Source organism: Burkholderia sp. AU19243, assembly GCF_018148075.1.
GTDB classification, from domain to species: domain Bacteria; phylum Pseudomonadota; class Gammaproteobacteria; order Burkholderiales; family Burkholderiaceae; genus Burkholderia; species Burkholderia latens_A.
Genome location: NZ_JAGSTV010000001.1, coordinates 495,068 through 510,579 on the forward strand (window position 1 = coordinate 495,068; position 15,512 = coordinate 510,579).

The following is a 15,512-nucleotide window of genomic DNA, read 5'->3' on the forward strand; positions in this document are numbered from 1 at the left end:
GGAGCGACAGCGTGCGCACATGGGGCAGGCTCTATAACGAGGACGGCTCGTATCGGTGGGTTCAGGTGTCGACCGACGCCAACGGCTACAACGACAACGTGTATCTGACGACGCTCTGTCAGGTGTTGCGTCTGAACCTCGGCGAGTCGCCGTTTTACGCGAACTACGGAATCCCGGCGCAGCAGACCGTCGTCACGCAGGTGTTCCCCGATTTTTATGCAATGGCGACGCAGCAGCAGTTCGCGCCGTATTTCGCATCGCTCGCGATCGTGCGCGTGCCCGGCAGTTTCCCGCCCGTCTACAACATCCAGGCCGTCGCGCATAGCGGCGCGATCCTGACCGCGACCGTAGCGATATGAGCCAGATTCCTCTCGTGATGACCACCGCCGGCCCGGTGCCGACGCCGCCGACCACGATCCGCCAGACCCTCGTCGACGGCGTGGCCGCGACGAACCCGGACTATACGGCGAACCTGCCGGGCGGCCTGATCGAAGACGTCGCATCGACATCGGTCGGCGCGATCGCGACGATGGATCAGGCGCGCGTCGATTCGCTGAACAACGTCACGCCCAACGGTGCAAATGCGTTTGTGCTGGCGCAGCTCGGCCAGCAGTTCGGCATCCCGCAAGGGGTGAGCGCGAACGGCAGCGTGTACGTGCAGTTCTCCGGGCCGGCCGGTTACGTGTTCCAGAAAGGCTTTCTGGTCGGTGATGGCACGCATCAGTATGCGTTGCAGGATGGCACCGTGATTCAGTCGAGCGGCGTCTCGCCACTCGCTTTCGCGGTGTCGACGACGAGCGGCACATTCGCGATTCCGCCCGGGACCGTGACGCAGCTCGTCACGTCTGTGCCGAGCGCATACAGCAGCATCACGGTCACGAATCCGCAGGCCGGGACGCCAGCAACTTCAGCCGAGAGCGTGCCGGGCTATCGCGCGCGCGTAATGCAAGCAGGCGTCGTTGCCGCGACCGGCACGCCGGCGTATCTGAAAACGCTGCTCGAGAAGATTACGGGTGTGCAAGCGCGCCTTGTATCGATCCAGCAAGCGACGGGCGGCTGGCGCGTGATCTGCGGGGGCGGCGACGCGTATTCGGTGGCGAACGCCATCCTGCAAGGCGTCGGCGACATCGCGACGCTGCAGGGGTCGCAGCTCGGCATCACCGGCATGACCGCGGCTAATCCGGTCGTCATCTCAACGAACCTGGCGAGCGGGTACGCACCGGGGCAGACGTTCACGATCGCCAACGCGACGCCGTCGGCTTACAACGGGACGTACACCGTCGGCTCGATATCGGGCACGACCATCACGACTACGCGGAACGGCAGCGGTTTCGGCGCGTACACGGGCGGCGCGATTTTCTCGCCAAACCCGCGCAACGTCTCGGTATCGCTGTTCCAGAATCCCGATCAGTATCTGATCCCGTTCGTGAATCCGCCGCAGCAGGTCGTCACGCTCGCCGTGACATGGAACACGACGCTGCCGAGCTTCACGGCCGGCGAATCGGTGAACCAGCTCGCGGCGCCGGCGCTGCAGTCCTATCTGAATTCGATTTACGTCGGTCAGCCGATCAACGAATTGGCGATGGATGCCGTGTTCCAGGATGCGGTCGCCTCGGTGATCAGCGCGGACAACATCACCACGCTCCAATATGCTGTGACGATCAACGGCGTTCCGGCGACGCCGACCGCCGGGACCAGCATCATCCCTGGTGATCCGGAAGGGTATTTCTTCGCGAGTTCGACGGCCGTCACGGTCACGCAAGGTTGACGATGGGCGCGATTGAATCATTCTCGACGCTGCCGCTGCAGCAGATCATTCCTGCCTACCTGTATCAGGAATACGCGGACGATCCGGACCTTCAGGCGTTCATCGCCTCGGCGAACTCGATCGCGCAAGGATACCTCGACTGGTTCAACAACACGCCGCTCGCGGTGTACACGTCGCCTTCGATCTTCGGTCCGCTGCTGGACTGGATCGGCAACGGGATCTACGGGATTCCGCGCCCGGTACTGTCGACGCAGACCTCAACGATCACGGCCGGCTATAACAGCGTGCCGTACAACACGCTGCCGTATAACGGCATGCAATTCACGTCGTCGGGCACCGCGGAGATCGCAACCGACGACATTTACAAGCGCGCGATGACGTGGAACCTGTACCGCGGAGACGGGCAGGTATTCACGATGGGATGGCTGAAGAACCGCGTGAATCGGTTCATCAACGGTGCGGGCGGGACTGATTACCCGGTGCTGAACAACCCTCCCTCGATCACGGTATCCGGCACGACGTTCACGATCACGTCGTTCGAAGATTCAGTGTTCACCGCGCTGCAGGAGTGCATCGCGAACGGCGTGCTTTCGGTGCCGTTCCAGTACTCATTCGCTTTCGTCGGAGTCAGCTTCCTGAATGATGGCGGTGTGCTTTGGATGACCGCGCCACTGAACTATCCGACGAGTCCTGTTGGCTTGGCGGCGGGTGCCGTTTGGTACAACGGCGGCACGATCGGCGTGATTCCGGGCGGTTCCGGCGCGGGCACGCCGCGATATTTCGGCGCGATCACTGCGGCCGAGCTGCTGTCGATCGGCGGAGGCGGACTGCCGACGAGCAACCCGCACAACTTGAACCAGCTGTGGAATAACGGCGGCCTCATCTGCATCTCGGACGGGACATGACAACCAATTTCATTTTCGCCAACGACGTCACGACGACGTTGGCCGGCGCCGTCTCGAACAGCGCGACCACAATCACGCTCGCGAGCACCGCGAATCTGCCGACATCGATCCCGGCCGGCTATGTCCTCCCGATTACGCTGCGCGACGCGGCGACGCGACAGAACACCGAGATCGTCTATGCGACGGCCGTCTCGGGCGCGACCTTGACGGTTACGCGCGGCCAAGAGGGCACGTCGCCGCTCGCATGGCTCGTCGGCGATTACGCATACTGCGGGCCGACGGCCGGACAAGAGCGTTCATTCGGTCAGCTCGGTGCAGCGAATATCTGGAGCGGCACGAATGCGTTCACAGGGGAGGTTACGATCCCCGATGCTGTGAATCCGAATGATCCGGTCGCGCTGGGGCAGTTCGTGAATTCGCTGACGGGAAACGGGTATGCCAAGATTCCAGGCGGCTTCATTGTGCAGTTTGCGTCCTACAGCATTCCGGCCGCCAGTTGGGCGGGCAGTGTCGCGCCTAATCAAAACTTCCCGATCCCGTTCCCGAATGCATGCCTTCAGGCAGTGATCGTCGAGGCCGGCGCCGGAACTTGGGTAACAGGAAATGCCACGATCTACGCCATCAAATCGTTCACGGCAACACAGTTCGTCGCGGCCGGTCTTTACTGGACCGGCTCAGGGTGGGTCGGGCCGGCGAGCGCAACGGGCACATTCGGTTTTCGTGTAATCGCAGTGGGGTATTAATGGAAATTTACGGTCTTCCTCAACCGCTGACAGGTGATGAACTGGTGACGATCACGCAAAAGCAGGGCGATTTGCTCGCGACGTGCTCGATGCCTCTGTCGGCGCTTGCTTCTCTTTTCGGGCCGGCTTCATGGGCCGCGCACCTTTCCACCGATGAACCGACGGCTCCAGGTATTCCCTGGAACAACAACGGCGTCGTCTCGATTTCCTGAAGGCATCCCCATCGTGCAACAGGCCCTCTCCGGAGGGCCTTTTTCATTTCCGCTCATGAAAAAAATCATCGCACTGACCGCTGCTGCTGCGCTGCTCGCGTGCGGGCTGTCGCCGACTTTGGTCAACGCCCAGAGTTACCCCTCGCCGACCTTCAACAGCCTGACGCTGATCAATCCGTTGACCGCGGCGAACGGCGGGACGGGTTCGACGAGCTCGACGGGTACGGGCTCTGCCGTTCTGTCGAATTCCCCGACGCTCACCACGCCGAATCTCGGCACGCCCTCCGCCGTCACTTTGACGAACGGCACGGGCCTCCCCCTCTCAACCGGCATCACTGGATTCGGTACGGGTGTCGCCGCCGGACTCGCGAATGCGGCAACCGGTTCGGGTTCGCCGGTGTTCTCCACGTCGCCGACCATCGCGTCGCCGACGCTGACGTCACCGAACCTTGGCACGCCGACTTCGCTGACGCTGACAAACGCTACCGGACTGCCGATCTCTACCGGCGTATCGGGACTCGGCGCCGGCGTCGCGGCGGGGCTTGCGAACGCCGCGACCGGCAGCGGTGCTCCCGTGCTCGCCACATCGCCCACACTCACGACGCCGAACCTCGGCACACCGTCGGCGGCGGTGCTCACGAACGCGACGGGTTTGCCCGTGTCGACCGGGCTGGCCGGCACCGGCACCGGTGTGACTGCCGCGCTCGGTAATGCCGTGACCGGCTCTGGCGGCATGGTGCTTGCCACGTCGCCCACAATCGCAACCGCGACGCTCACGTCGCCGACGGCGAGCAATCCCACGCTCAACGGCACGTTCTCGGGGACGATGACGATCCCGTCGACGAGCCTCACGTACACGGCAAGCGGCACGGGCGGCACGTCGCAAGCGCTCTCGACGGTGCTCGGTCGGACGGTCAGCATCGACGATTACAACGCCGCCGGCAACGGCACGAGCGATGACAGCACGCCGCTGACGAACGCGATGGCCGCGCTCGGCACGGCCGGCGGCACGGTGATGCTGTCGTGCGCAAAGAACTACGCGATCCTGTCGAACGTGACGATCCCCGCGAACGTCACCGTGCAGCACTGCCGACAAGGGGCGCCGTGGGGCAACCCGGGCGTGGACTGGGCGTCGTCGCCGATCGCGAACAACCCGCACATCAACCTGTCGAGCAGCGCATCGATCACGCTGTCGAGCAACTCGGGCTTTACCGGCACGATTTTGCGCAGCGGCATGACGATCCCGGTGCAAACGCCGTCGGCATACGCCGGCACGGCGCTGAAGCTCGCAACGGGCGGCGGCGCCAACGACATCCAGATCAATGCGCTGATCGTCGGGTTTGCGACCTGCGTTGACGGGACAAATGGCGGCGATCGCCAGCGATGGGTCATCGAATGCGACGGCAATCCGTCGGCGGGCGTCGGCTCCGTCATCGTCGGACCGTCCTTCGACACGTCGCGCATCATCGTGCGCACGTACCCGTGGGGGACGGTGGGCTACCCGACGTCGCCGCAGCTCACGCGCACCGGCATCGGCACGCAAATCCTGTCGAGCAACCAGGACGACACGCAGTTCGACATCATGGACTTCGGCCATGCGACGGCGCTGTCGTCGACCGCGAACGGGAACATGCACTTCCGTCGCATTTGGGCCGACAACAACTCCGGCAGCAGCGTCGTTTTCACGAACGGCGGCGGCACGATCATCGATTCGATGTGGGTCTACTCGGGCGGCGGCGCGGTGTTCAACGGCCCTGGCAGCTTCGACATCAACTCGTACTTCTGCAACACGAACGGCGTCGCTTCGGCGCAGTGCTTGGCGCTCGGCAGCGGAACGAATGCTATTTGGATGAACATCGCGAACCTGGATATCGAAGGTTCGACCAGCTACGGCATCAACGTCGGCACCGTGTACGCGCGCGTATCGGTGGGTAACGCGATTCTCCGCGGCATCGGTTCGGGAGCGTATATCGCAGCCGCGTCGGGCGGAACAAGCGATCAGATTCAGATCGGACGCATCACGTCAACCGACCTTGCGTCGGCTGGCTCGATCATCGGCGGCAACACGAACACGTTGCCGACCGTCGCGAGCGCGGCATCACTTTCGCTACCGCCTGGCTATGACCATTTCCTCGTTACCGGAACGACAAACATCACGTCGATCCTGGGTACTTGGAACGATCGTCGCATCATCCTGACGTTCAACCAAGCATTGACCGTGACGAACGGAACGGGCCTTCAGCTCACAGGCGGCGCCAACTTCTCAACGTCTCAGGGTTCGACGTTGGCCTTGTGGTATTGGCAAGCGACAAATACGTGGTACGAAATGTGGCGCCATTAACTGGCCGCTTCAACGCGCTCGCGAATGGGCGCGTTTTTCTTCACGCGATGCGTCAGCCAATGCCCGAAAGCGTTGGTTGGCGCTTCGACCCACCGGAACATCGCCCACGACATAAGCAGTGTCGCTCCGAGCGAAATCGCGATATAGACGGGCATCGGATAACCCGTTTTGCCGTAGTGCTGCGCCGCCCAAAATACGATGTAGAGCGGGACAGGATGCAGCAGATAAATCGAGTAGCTGATGCGACCGATCCATTGCATGACGCCGGAATGGATCTTCAGGATCGTCGCGCCAAGCGCGAACATGCCGATCGACGCCACTTGCACCAGCGCTACGCGTGCATTCTCGATATCCCCATGTCGAAACTTGTGAAGCGACATCAGGAGAATGGCGGCGACTGCGCATGCCCCGACTTTCCAGACGACGGGCCGATATTCGGGGTCGTCATAGCCGTAACGAAAGCACGCGCCCCAAAACATGACGAGCAGATTCACGTATAGGTCGTTGTCGCCCGGCGCGAACTCCATGTGAAGGATCGGGATGGCGCCGGCGACGTACCAGATCGACAGCCATACTGCGATTGCGGCAATGCATTTGCGGCTGAGCATTCCGCTCACGAACAGGTAGACGCACAGCAGATAGAAGGTCAGCTCGAGCTGAAGCGTCCAGTATTGCCCCTGAATGGCGGGCGAACCGATCTTCAACGGGATCATGGTCAAGTTCTGCCACCAGATCGTGAAGTCAATGGGGCGGTCAAACAGGTACCAGAGCGCGAAATATCCGAGCGGCATCGACAACCAATACGCCGGGTAGAGCCGGAAAAATCGCTTGATGATGAAGGAAATGGTTCCCGTGCGCCGCGACCCTTTCAGGCTGCTCGGGATGAGCATTCCGCTGATGCAGAAGAAGATGGTCACGCCGATCACGCCGAACCGAAATTCAGCTTGAACGGTATTCAGAAAATTCCAAGAGCTCGATATGCGACTGAATATTTCAGCGTAATGAGCCCATATCACGAAAAGAACCGCCACGGCCCGCAGCGAATCCAGATGTTGCAATCGGTTGGCGTTTTCTTTCATGGTTCTCTCAATCTTCATCTTATAGCCGGGCGAATCTTACATCAGATCAGAAAAGCCTGACGAACCGTCCAGCCGCCTTAGAGCGGCTTTTTCTTTCTCGGGGCCCATGAACCATCAACACACACCAGCGGAAAGCGTAACGCCGAGCCGCATCTCGGATCTGGAGATTCGCATGAGCACTCTCGAGCAACAGGTCGCCTCCTACCACGACGAACTTTCGCGGAATACACAGGTGACGCAACGGGTCGAATCAAACACGGCCGAGCTGATCGCGCTGATGCAGTTCGCGAGCAGCGGCATCAGTTTCTTCGCCGGCCTCGGGCGGTTCCTGCGCAAGCTGGTGATTTGGCTCGGGCCGTTCATCACGATCGGCACGGCGCTCTGGGCATTGCTGCACGGGAAGTGGCCGGAATGGCCGGGGCAGTCGTGAACCTGACCGCCGCGATCGTCGCCGCCGGGTGCGGCGCCGCGCCGGCGCGCGCGGCGCAGTGGGTCGCGCCGCTGCAGGCCGCATGCGATGCGCAGAAGATCAGCACGCCGTTGCGCGCGGCCGCGTTTCTGGCGCAGGTCGGTGTCGAGAGCGCGCGCCTGTCCGCTGTCGCCGAGAACCTGAATTACAGCGCGGAAGGGCTGCTCGCGACGTTCCCGAAGTACTTCAGCGAGGACGAGGCGCAGCAGTACGCGCGGCGGCCGCCGGCCATTGCGAACCGCGTCTATGCCGGCCGGTACGGGAATGGCGACGAGGCGAGTGGCGACGGCTGGCGGTACCGCGGCCGCGGCCTCATGCAGATCACGTTCCACGACAACTACCAGCTCTGCGGCGTGGCGCTTGGCCTGCCGCTGGTGCAGCAACCGGACCTGCTCGTCGACCCGGCGAACGCCGCCATGTCGGCCGCTTGGTGGTGGAAGGCGCACGGCCTGAATGCGCTGGCCGACGCCGGCCAGTTCCAGCAGATCACCCGCGCGATCAACGGCGGCCTGAACGGCTATTCGCAGCGCCTCTTCCTGTACGGCGCGGCGAAGCGCGCGCTCGGCATCGCCTGACGCGCGCGCATCTCAATCCCGCCCGGCCGCGCGCCGGGCTTTTTCGTTTCTGGAAGCAGACATGACCCGATGCAGCCATGACGTGCCCCTCGAGCATCCGTGCGAGCACTGCACAGCCGAGGGGCTCGCGAGCCTACCGAAGATCGCCGGCGAGCACGCCGTTCGTGCGACCGAAGTCGAGATCGAGTATTACCCCGACCATCCGCCGCGCACCGAGTCGGCGACATTCCGGCGCACGAAGAAGGAGGGGCACGCGGCCGGCCTGCGATGCGCGATCAGCGGCCAGCCGGATCCCGAGTATCACCACCTGTTCTGCGAGTGGGCCTATTCCGATGCGATTGACTGGGCGGCCGTGCGCGGCATCGCGCTGGGCGAGGTCAAGCAGATTCCGGTACTCGATCCGGCGACCGACAAGCCGACGGCCGAACTGTATCCGGTTGAGGAATCGTTCATCTGGCTCGTCTGCAAGCTGGTCGAGCTGCGCGGCTTTGACTGGCACGCGTTCGATCCGGCCAAGCCCGAGACCTTCGTCGACGCGATGACGAACATGCTGCCGCTGTCGGCGAAGTTCCATCGCTCGCCGACTCACGGAATCCATCACCGCTCGTTCCCGACCTTCGTGTTCCAGGCGTTCCCGCGCAAGGCCGGGTTCGTCTTCACCCCGGACGAGCTCGTCCAACCCGCAAAGGAGTAGCCATGCCCATGAAATCCAGCCTCGTCAGCGGCGGCATCACGCTCGGCGTTACCGACCTCATCCCGACCGTCGATTGGGCGCTCGGCGGCTTCCACGGCCCCGTGCCGACAAGCGCGTCGTCGCTCGTCGCGACTCTGATCGTCGCCGGCCTGCATGCCGCTTACAACGCGCTCGTCGCGCGCGCGGCCGCCAAGGCCGCCCAGCAGTAACCCTCCCGCCGCGCGCCGCGGCACCACTCCAGAAGGATCACCCATGAAGAAGCTCATGCTGCTCGCGGCAGGCGTTGTCGCGTCCGTTTCTATCCTCGCCGGCTGCGGCGCCGCGCCATCGCTTACGTTCCCGCAACAGGTCGCGATCGCGTGCGGCGCGGCGAACGGCGAGATCGCCATCCTGAAAGCTGATGGCGTATTCACCGGCGGCGCGGCTGCCACGCTGAACGACACCGTTCAGCCGGCCATTGCGAAAGTGTGCGCCGTCGGCGCGACTGTGACGTCGCTCGACCTTCAGACGATCGTCGACAGCACGCTGCCGGCCGTCAAAGCGCTGATCGATGCATCGTCGCTCCCGAACAAGGCGGCGGCTGACGCGGCGATCGACACGGCGATCCTTGCATTCAACGTGGCGATTTCGATGCACCAGGCGGCCGCAACGCCGCCGGCCGCCGCCTCGACGCCGCTCGCGGGCGCGCCGTTGCAATGACCGCGCGCGACTTCGCGCTGCTCGCGCAAGAGGCGTATTCGGCCAAGCCCGATATCGGCAAAGCGGACAGCGCCTCGCGCGCGATCGTGCGGCAGATAGCCGCCGGCCTGGTCGTCGCCTTTCCGGGCACCGACAACCTCGACTGCGTCGCCGCGGATCTCGACGCGCATCCGATTGACGTGATCGGCATCGGGCAGGTGCACCACGGGTTCTGGAAGGCGTGGGGCGCGATCGCCGTCGACGTACTCGCCGCGATCGACGGCCGGCCGGTGACGTTCGTCGGGCACTCGCTCGGCGCCGCGATCGCGATCATGGGCGCCGCGGCGATGGTGGTCGGCGGGAATCCACCAGCGGCCGTCTATGGCTTCGAGCCGCCAAGGGTGAGTACAAACGGGAGCGTGGCGGCGGTTCTGGCGAAGGTGCCGCTGAACCTGTTCAAGAACGGGAACGATATCGTTCCGGACCTTCCGCTTGACTGGAAGCATGCCGGGCCAATCCAGCAAATCGGCAAGCCGTCGCTGCCGTTTCCGAATATCGCGGATCATGCGATTGCGCGTGTGATTGCAGCTTTCCCGAAAGACGCCATCACCGGATCTGACGTTTCGGCGTTACCACTGCCGCGCCAATAAATTCCCGTATTCCCATCCGGCGCTCCAGGCGTGCCATTCGAGAGATCCTTTCCGGTGTGGATTTTTCTTGGGATCGCCATCTTCTGAGGCGCGCAATCCGGCATCGAAGGCAGGCGAAGCCTGAAGTTCATCCTCGCCCCATGGACAAGCAGGGCCGCACAAGCGCGCAGCAAGTGTTGTAAGCGAGCGCATGGCACCGTTCAGGCGAATCATGGGCGTCAGATTCTTAATTTTCAGCATCATGATCCCCGAAATTACGGATGTCCGTCGACGTGTCGTACTATACCCGCCCTCTGGATGCCAAGTCAGTCGATGACTCTGTTCGTCTGCTATCGTCGCTTCTTGGCGGCGGGGATCGCGAGACAGACATCCCCGTCCCACCCCGCAGTTGGCGTCGCTTCCATGCTCCTGCTACAAATCCGCACCATGCTGCCGCAACCGCTTGATTCGGCACGCTTCTAGTTTCCGGTCCCCGGCACCATCGATCGCTTCGCTGCGATTCGACCAGGGTCTGAAAACCCGCGAGAAGCCATGCGCTCGCGGGTTTTTTATTGGCTCGGGTTCATGCTTCGGTACGCCGGCGCGTACGGGTCTGCGCGAGGCACTTCGCTGCGACGAAAGCTGCGCCATGTGATACTTGATGCACATGCCACACCGATCGCCTTTGCCGCGATCGGTTCGCCTGTCACCGACGCAATCAAACGCAGTCCGCCTCTCGCACGACCACCCGCCCATGCCCGACTCAACCCACCACTATTACGAACCCGCGCAAGGCCACGGCCTGCCGCACGACCCGTTGAACGCGATCATCGGTCCGCGGCCGATCGGCTGGATCTCCTCGCGCGGCAGCGACGGCACGGTCAACCTCGCGCCGTACAGCTTCTTCAACGCGTTCAACTATCATCCGCCGATCATCGGCTTTTCGAGCGTCGCCGCGAAGGACAGCCTGCGCAACGTGCAGGAGACCGGCGAATTCGTGTGGAACCTCGCGACGCGCGATCTCGCCGACCGGATGAACCAGACTTGCGCCGCGGTGCCGTACGGCGTGAACGAGTTCGAGCTTGGCGGCCTCACCGCAATTCCGTCGCGTCTCGTCGACGTGCCGCGCGTCGCGGAAAGCGGCGTCAATTTCGAATGCAAGGTGACCGACGTGGTCCGGCTGCGCGATCATCGCGGCGTCGACACGCCGGCCACGCTGGTGCTCGGCGAAGTCATCGCGGTGCATATCCGCCATGACCTGCTGAAGGACGGCATCTTCGATACCTTCGGCGCGGGAATCATTCTCCGTGCGGGCGGGCCGACCGCGTACGCGCATATCCAGCCCGACAGCCGCTTCGACATCGCGCGCCCCGACGCGTGATGCGTCGCCGTGCCTGAAACCACTGGCACGCTGACCCTGACGCCGCCGCTTCCGCAAAAAGACCCCGCTGAAATCACGGATTTCGCGGGGTTTTCTGTTTCCGGACCCCGACATGATCCCGCCCGGTGCGCCTTGCCGGCCTGCGATCTCGCTGTCCACGCGCTCCAACCGCTCACGCGGCGCAGCCAATGCGGCGTCCGCACGCCGCGTCGTCAGCACCGGTCCCGCATCGGCGCCCGTCATGGCAAATCTGCTCACGGCAAACGAGCGGCTTGGTCATCGACGTCCGGCGCGGCAACGCATAGATTTCCAAAGTTGGCGCGCTTATCCGTGCGCCAGCCCGCGCGCGAGCCGGCAACCGGCCGCGCGTCCATATCAGCGTGAGACACAATCGAGCGTGGAGACGACACGATGAGCCTGTCAGAGCCATTGCGTCTGCATGTGCCGGAGCCCACCGGGCGTCCGGGCTGCAAGACGGATTTTTCCTATCTGCATCTATCGCCGGCAGGCGCGGTTCGCCGCCCGCCGATCGACGTTGCGCCGGCGGACACCGCCCATCTCGCCCGCAGCCTCGTGCGCGTGCTCGACGACCACGGCGAAGCCGTCGGCCCGTGGGCACCGTACCTCGACGACGCGCGCCTGATCGCCGGGATGCGTGCGATGCTGAAGACCCGCATCTTCGACGCGCGAATGATGATCGCGCAGCGCCAGAAGAAAATCTCGTTCTACATGCTCAGCCTCGGCGAAGAGGCGATCGGCACCGCGCATGCAATGGCGCTGCGCCACGGCGACATGTGCTTTCCGACCTACCGCCAGCAGAGCATCCTGATCACGCGCGACGTGCCGCTCGAGCGGATGATCTGCCAGCTGATGTCGAACGAAGGCGATCCGCTGAAAGGCCGTCAGCTCCCGGTGATGTATTCGGACCGCGAAGCCGGCTTCTTCTCGATCTCCGGCAATCTCGCGACGCAGTTCATCCAGGCGGTCGGCTGGGCGATGGCGTCGGCGATCAAGGGCGACACGAAGATCGCGTCCGCCTGGATCGGCGACGGCGCGACCGCGGAAGCCGACTTCCACACCGCGCTGACGTTCGCGCACGTGTACCGCGCGCCGGTCGTGCTGAACGTCGTCAACAACCAGTGGGCGATCTCGACGTTCCAGGCGATCGCCGGCGGCGAGGGCACGACGTTCGCCGGGCGCGGCGTCGGCTGCGGCATCGCTTCGTTGCGCGTCGACGGCAACGACTTCCTTGCGATCTACGCGGCGTCGACGTGGGCCGCCGAACGCGCACGCCGCAATCTCGGCCCGACGCTGATCGAGTGGGTGACGTACCGCGCGGGCGCGCATTCGACGTCGGACGATCCGACCAAATACCGGCCGAGCGACGACTGGGCGCATTTTCCGCTCGGCGATCCGATCGCGCGCTTCAAGCAGCACCTGATCGCGAAGGGCATCTGGTCGGACAGCGCGCACGACGCGCTGACGGCCGAGCTCGAAGCCGAGGTGATCGCCGCGCAGAAGGAAGCGGAAAAGTTCGGGACGCTGGCCGACGATCGCATTCCGTCGCCTGCATCGATGTTCGACGACGTGTACAAGGAGCTGCCCGCGCATCTGCGGCGTCAGCGCCAGGAACTGGGGGCGTGATCATGGCGCAACATGAAACGACGACGGCATCGGCGCAGCCGATGACGATGATCCAGGCGCTGCGCTCCGCGATGGACGTGATGCTCGGCCGCGACGACGACGTGGTGGTGTTCGGGCAGGACGTCGGCTACTTCGGCGGCGTGTTCCGCTGCACCGAAGGGCTGCAGGCGAAGTACGGCAAGTCGCGCGTGTTCGACGCGCCAATCTCGGAAGGTGGGATCGTCGGCGCGGCGGTGGGGATGGGCGCGTACGGCTTGCGGCCCGTCTGCGAGATCCAGTTCGCCGACTACTTCTACCCGGCGTCCGACCAGATCGTGTCGGAAGGCGCGCGGCTGCGCTATCGGTCCGCGGGGCAGTTCACCGCGCCGATGACGATCCGCATGCCGTGCGGCGGCGGCATCTACGGCGGCCAGACGCACAGCCAGAGCCCGGAGGCGATGTTCACGCAGGTCTGCGGTTTGCGCACGGTGATGCCGTCGAATCCGTACGACGCGAAAGGGCTGCTGATCGCATCGATCGAGAACGACGATCCGGTGATCTTCCTCGAGCCGAAACGCCTGTACAACGGGCCGTTCGACGGCCATCACGAGCGCCCGGTCACGTCGTGGCTCAAGCATCCGGGCAGTGCGGTGCCGGAAGGCTATTACACGGTGCCGCTCGATACGGCTGCGATCGCGCGGCCCGGCAACGACGTGACGGTGCTGACGTACGGCACGACCGTGCACGTGTCGCTCGCCGCGGCGGAGGAAACCGGCATCGATGCGGAAGTGATCGACCTTCGCACGCTGTGGCCGGTCGATCTCGACACGATCGTCGCGTCGGTGCGCAAGACCGGCCGCTGCGTGGTCGTGCACGAAGCGACGCGCACGTGCGGCTACGGCGCGGAACTGGTGTCGCTCGTGCAGGAGCACTGCTTCTACCACCTGGAGGCGCCGGTCGAGCGGACGACGGGTTGGGACACGCCTTATCCGCACGCGCAGGAATGGGCGTATTTCCCCGGCCCGGCCCGGGTTGGCGAAGCACTGCGACGCGTGATGGAGGCGTGAGATGGGGATTCATGTGATCAAGATGCCGGACATCGGCGAAGGGATTGCCGAGGTCGAGCTGGTGGCGTGGCACGTGCAGCCCGGGCAGGTGATCGCCGAAGATCAGCCGCTCGCCGACGTGATGACCGACAAGGCGGCGGTCGAGATTCCGTCGCCGGTCGCGGGGAAGGTGCTGGAGCTCGGCGGCCGGATCGGTGAAATGATGGCGGTTGGCAGCGAGCTGATTCGTCTCGAAGTCGAAGGCGACGGTAATCTGAAGCCGGGCGCGAAGGGGCGTGATGCTGCAGCGCAGGCCGCGCCGCGCCCGGCACACACCGACGCGCCTGCCGGATCGTCGGCTGTCGAAGAGGAATCCCGAACGCATGCGCCGTCGCACGCAAAGACGCACGCATCGCCGCCTGCCGCGAACCGCACACCGGCCGAGCCGCGTCGTGCGGAACGTGCGTCCGAACCGCACGCGGCACGCGCGCCCGGCGAGCGCCCGCTCGCGTCGCCGGCGGTGCGCCAGCGCGCGTGGGACATGGGTATCGAATTGCGCTACGTGCGCGGCACCGGCGAAGCCGGACGAATCCTGCACGCGGACCTCGATGCGTATGCGCGCAGCGGCGGTGCGGCGCACGCGACCCACGCGCACGGCTACGCGGAGCGAAACGACGAAACCGAAGTGCCGGTGATCGGCCTGCGGCGTGCGATCGCGCGCAAGATGCAGGAAGCGAAGCGGCGCATTCCGCACTTCAGCTACGTCGAGGAGATCGACGTCACGGAGCTCGAGTCGCTGCGCGCGGAACTGAACCGCCGCTACGGCGATGCGCGCGGCCGCATTACGCCGCTGCCGCTGCTGGTTCGCGCGATGGTAATCGCGCTGCGCGACTTCCCGCAGATCAATGCGCGCTACGACGACGAGGCCGGTGTCGTCACGCAATACGGTGCGGTGCACATGGGCGTCGCGACGCAGACGGACGGCGGCCTCACGGTGCCGGTGCTGCGGCACGCGGAAGCGCGCGACGTGTGGTCGATCTCGGCGGAAATCGCGCGGCTCGCCGACGCGGTGCGTGCGAACCGCGCGCAGCGCGACGAGTTGTCCGGGTCGACGATCACGATCTCGAGCCTCGGTGCGCTCGGCGGCATCGTGTCGACGCCGGTCATCAACCATCCGGAGGTCGGTATCGTCGGCGTAAACCGGATCGTCGAGCGGCCGATGATCCGCGATGGCGCGATCGTCGCGCGCAAGATGATGAACCTGTCGTCGTCGTTCGACCATCGCGTCGTCGATGGCGCGGACGCGGCCGAATTCATCCAGGCGGTGCGCGGACTGCTCGAGCGCCCGGCGCTGTTGTTCGTGGAGTGA

Annotated in this window: 18 protein-coding genes; 16 read left to right on the forward strand and 2 right to left on the reverse strand. The window is 64.5% G+C overall.

From position 1 onward, the window contains the following. Positions 1–11 precede the first annotated feature (11 nt). From KDW55_RS02460 to KDW55_RS02485, 6 genes are read left to right on the forward strand one after another with little or no spacing between them, the layout of a single operon-like run. Complete coding sequence (locus tag KDW55_RS02460; RefSeq protein ID WP_212159920.1) at positions 12–359, forward strand: hypothetical protein; 348 nt, start codon at positions 12–14, stop codon at positions 357–359. Continuing rightward, positions 356–1,768: a baseplate J/gp47 family protein gene (locus KDW55_RS02465; protein WP_249181303.1), complete on the forward strand. Its 1,413-nt coding sequence runs from the start codon at positions 356–358 to the stop codon at positions 1,766–1,768. Before KDW55_RS02460 ends, KDW55_RS02465 begins: the two co-directional genes overlap by 4 nt. A 2-nt stretch (positions 1,769–1,770) precedes the next feature. After that, on the forward strand, positions 1,771–2,673 hold the full coding sequence (locus KDW55_RS02470; protein WP_212197846.1) for a hypothetical protein: 903 nt from the start codon (positions 1,771–1,773) through the stop codon (positions 2,671–2,673). Continuing rightward, positions 2,670–3,416, forward strand: coding sequence for a hypothetical protein (locus tag KDW55_RS02475; protein WP_212197847.1), 747 nt, complete (start codon positions 2,670–2,672; stop codon positions 3,414–3,416). Before KDW55_RS02470 ends, KDW55_RS02475 begins: the two co-directional genes overlap by 4 nt. Next, positions 3,416–3,628: a hypothetical protein gene (locus KDW55_RS02480; RefSeq protein WP_212159923.1), complete on the forward strand. Its 213-nt coding sequence runs from the start codon at positions 3,416–3,418 to the stop codon at positions 3,626–3,628. The genes KDW55_RS02475 and KDW55_RS02480 overlap by 1 nt, the downstream gene beginning before the upstream one ends. Positions 3,629–3,683: 55 nt before the next feature. Then, positions 3,684–5,969, forward strand: a complete 2,286-nt coding sequence (locus KDW55_RS02485; protein ID WP_212197848.1) for a hypothetical protein — start codon at positions 3,684–3,686, stop codon at positions 5,967–5,969. Here KDW55_RS02485 and KDW55_RS02490 read toward each other — a convergent pair. Then, a complete protein-coding gene (locus KDW55_RS02490; protein ID WP_212197849.1) occupies positions 5,966–7,048 on the reverse strand; it encodes an acyltransferase in 1,083 nt (360 codons plus the stop codon). The two genes, KDW55_RS02485 and KDW55_RS02490, sit on opposite strands and share 4 nt — an antisense overlap. A gap of 106 nt (positions 7,049–7,154) precedes the next feature. Between KDW55_RS02490 and KDW55_RS02495 the strand changes: the two genes are divergently transcribed. From KDW55_RS02495 to KDW55_RS02520, 6 genes are all read left to right on the forward strand, one after another. After that, positions 7,155–7,478, forward strand: a complete 324-nt coding sequence (locus tag KDW55_RS02495; protein ID WP_212197850.1) for a hypothetical protein — start codon at positions 7,155–7,157, stop codon at positions 7,476–7,478. Further along, complete coding sequence (locus KDW55_RS02500) at positions 7,460–8,092, forward strand: glycoside hydrolase family 19 protein (protein WP_212197851.1); 633 nt, start codon at positions 7,460–7,462, stop codon at positions 8,090–8,092. Before KDW55_RS02495 ends, KDW55_RS02500 begins: the two co-directional genes overlap by 19 nt. 61 nt (positions 8,093–8,153) lie before the next feature. Continuing rightward, positions 8,154–8,786: a hypothetical protein gene (locus tag KDW55_RS02505; RefSeq protein WP_212197852.1), complete on the forward strand. Its 633-nt coding sequence runs from the start codon at positions 8,154–8,156 to the stop codon at positions 8,784–8,786. Between the two features lie 2 nt (positions 8,787–8,788). Continuing rightward, on the forward strand, positions 8,789–8,995 hold the full coding sequence (locus KDW55_RS02510; protein WP_212197853.1) for a hypothetical protein: 207 nt from the start codon (positions 8,789–8,791) through the stop codon (positions 8,993–8,995). 43 nt (positions 8,996–9,038) lie between these two features. Further along, a complete protein-coding gene (locus tag KDW55_RS02515) occupies positions 9,039–9,485 on the forward strand; it encodes a hypothetical protein (protein ID WP_212159929.1) in 447 nt (148 codons plus the stop codon). Further along, the gene (locus KDW55_RS02520) at positions 9,482–10,114 is read left to right on the forward strand and encodes a lipase (protein WP_212197854.1); all 633 of its coding nucleotides are present in this window, start codon (positions 9,482–9,484) and stop codon (positions 10,112–10,114) included. The genes KDW55_RS02515 and KDW55_RS02520 overlap by 4 nt, the downstream gene beginning before the upstream one ends. On the opposite strand, the gene KDW55_RS02525 is transcribed toward KDW55_RS02520, so the two are convergent. Then, entirely contained in the window at positions 10,094–10,357 is a 264-nt protein-coding gene (locus tag KDW55_RS02525; protein ID WP_212159931.1) for a hypothetical protein, read from the reverse strand. The genes KDW55_RS02520 and KDW55_RS02525 overlap by 21 nt on opposite strands. Before the next feature lie 490 nt (positions 10,358–10,847). On the opposite strand from KDW55_RS02525, the gene KDW55_RS02530 reads away from it, so the two are divergent. The 4 genes from KDW55_RS02530 to KDW55_RS02545 all read left to right on the forward strand — a co-directional run bounded on the left by KDW55_RS02530 (position 10,848) and on the right by KDW55_RS02545 (position 15,512). Then, complete coding sequence (locus KDW55_RS02530) at positions 10,848–11,474, forward strand: flavin reductase family protein (protein WP_209821580.1); 627 nt, start codon at positions 10,848–10,850, stop codon at positions 11,472–11,474. Between the two features lie 411 nt (positions 11,475–11,885). Next, positions 11,886–13,118, forward strand: a complete 1,233-nt coding sequence (locus KDW55_RS02535; RefSeq protein ID WP_212159932.1) for a 3-methyl-2-oxobutanoate dehydrogenase (2-methylpropanoyl-transferring) subunit alpha — start codon at positions 11,886–11,888, stop codon at positions 13,116–13,118. Between the two features lie 2 nt (positions 13,119–13,120). Next, positions 13,121–14,164 (forward strand): alpha-ketoacid dehydrogenase subunit beta, encoded by a 1,044-nt coding sequence (locus tag KDW55_RS02540; RefSeq protein ID WP_040143858.1) that lies wholly within the window; start codon positions 13,121–13,123, stop codon positions 14,162–14,164. A 1-nt stretch (position 14,165) separates the two neighbouring features. Beyond that, positions 14,166–15,512 carry a dihydrolipoamide acetyltransferase family protein gene (locus KDW55_RS02545; RefSeq protein WP_212159933.1) on the forward strand — a complete coding sequence of 449 codons (1,347 nt, stop codon included), beginning with the start codon at positions 14,166–14,168 and terminating at the stop codon, positions 15,510–15,512.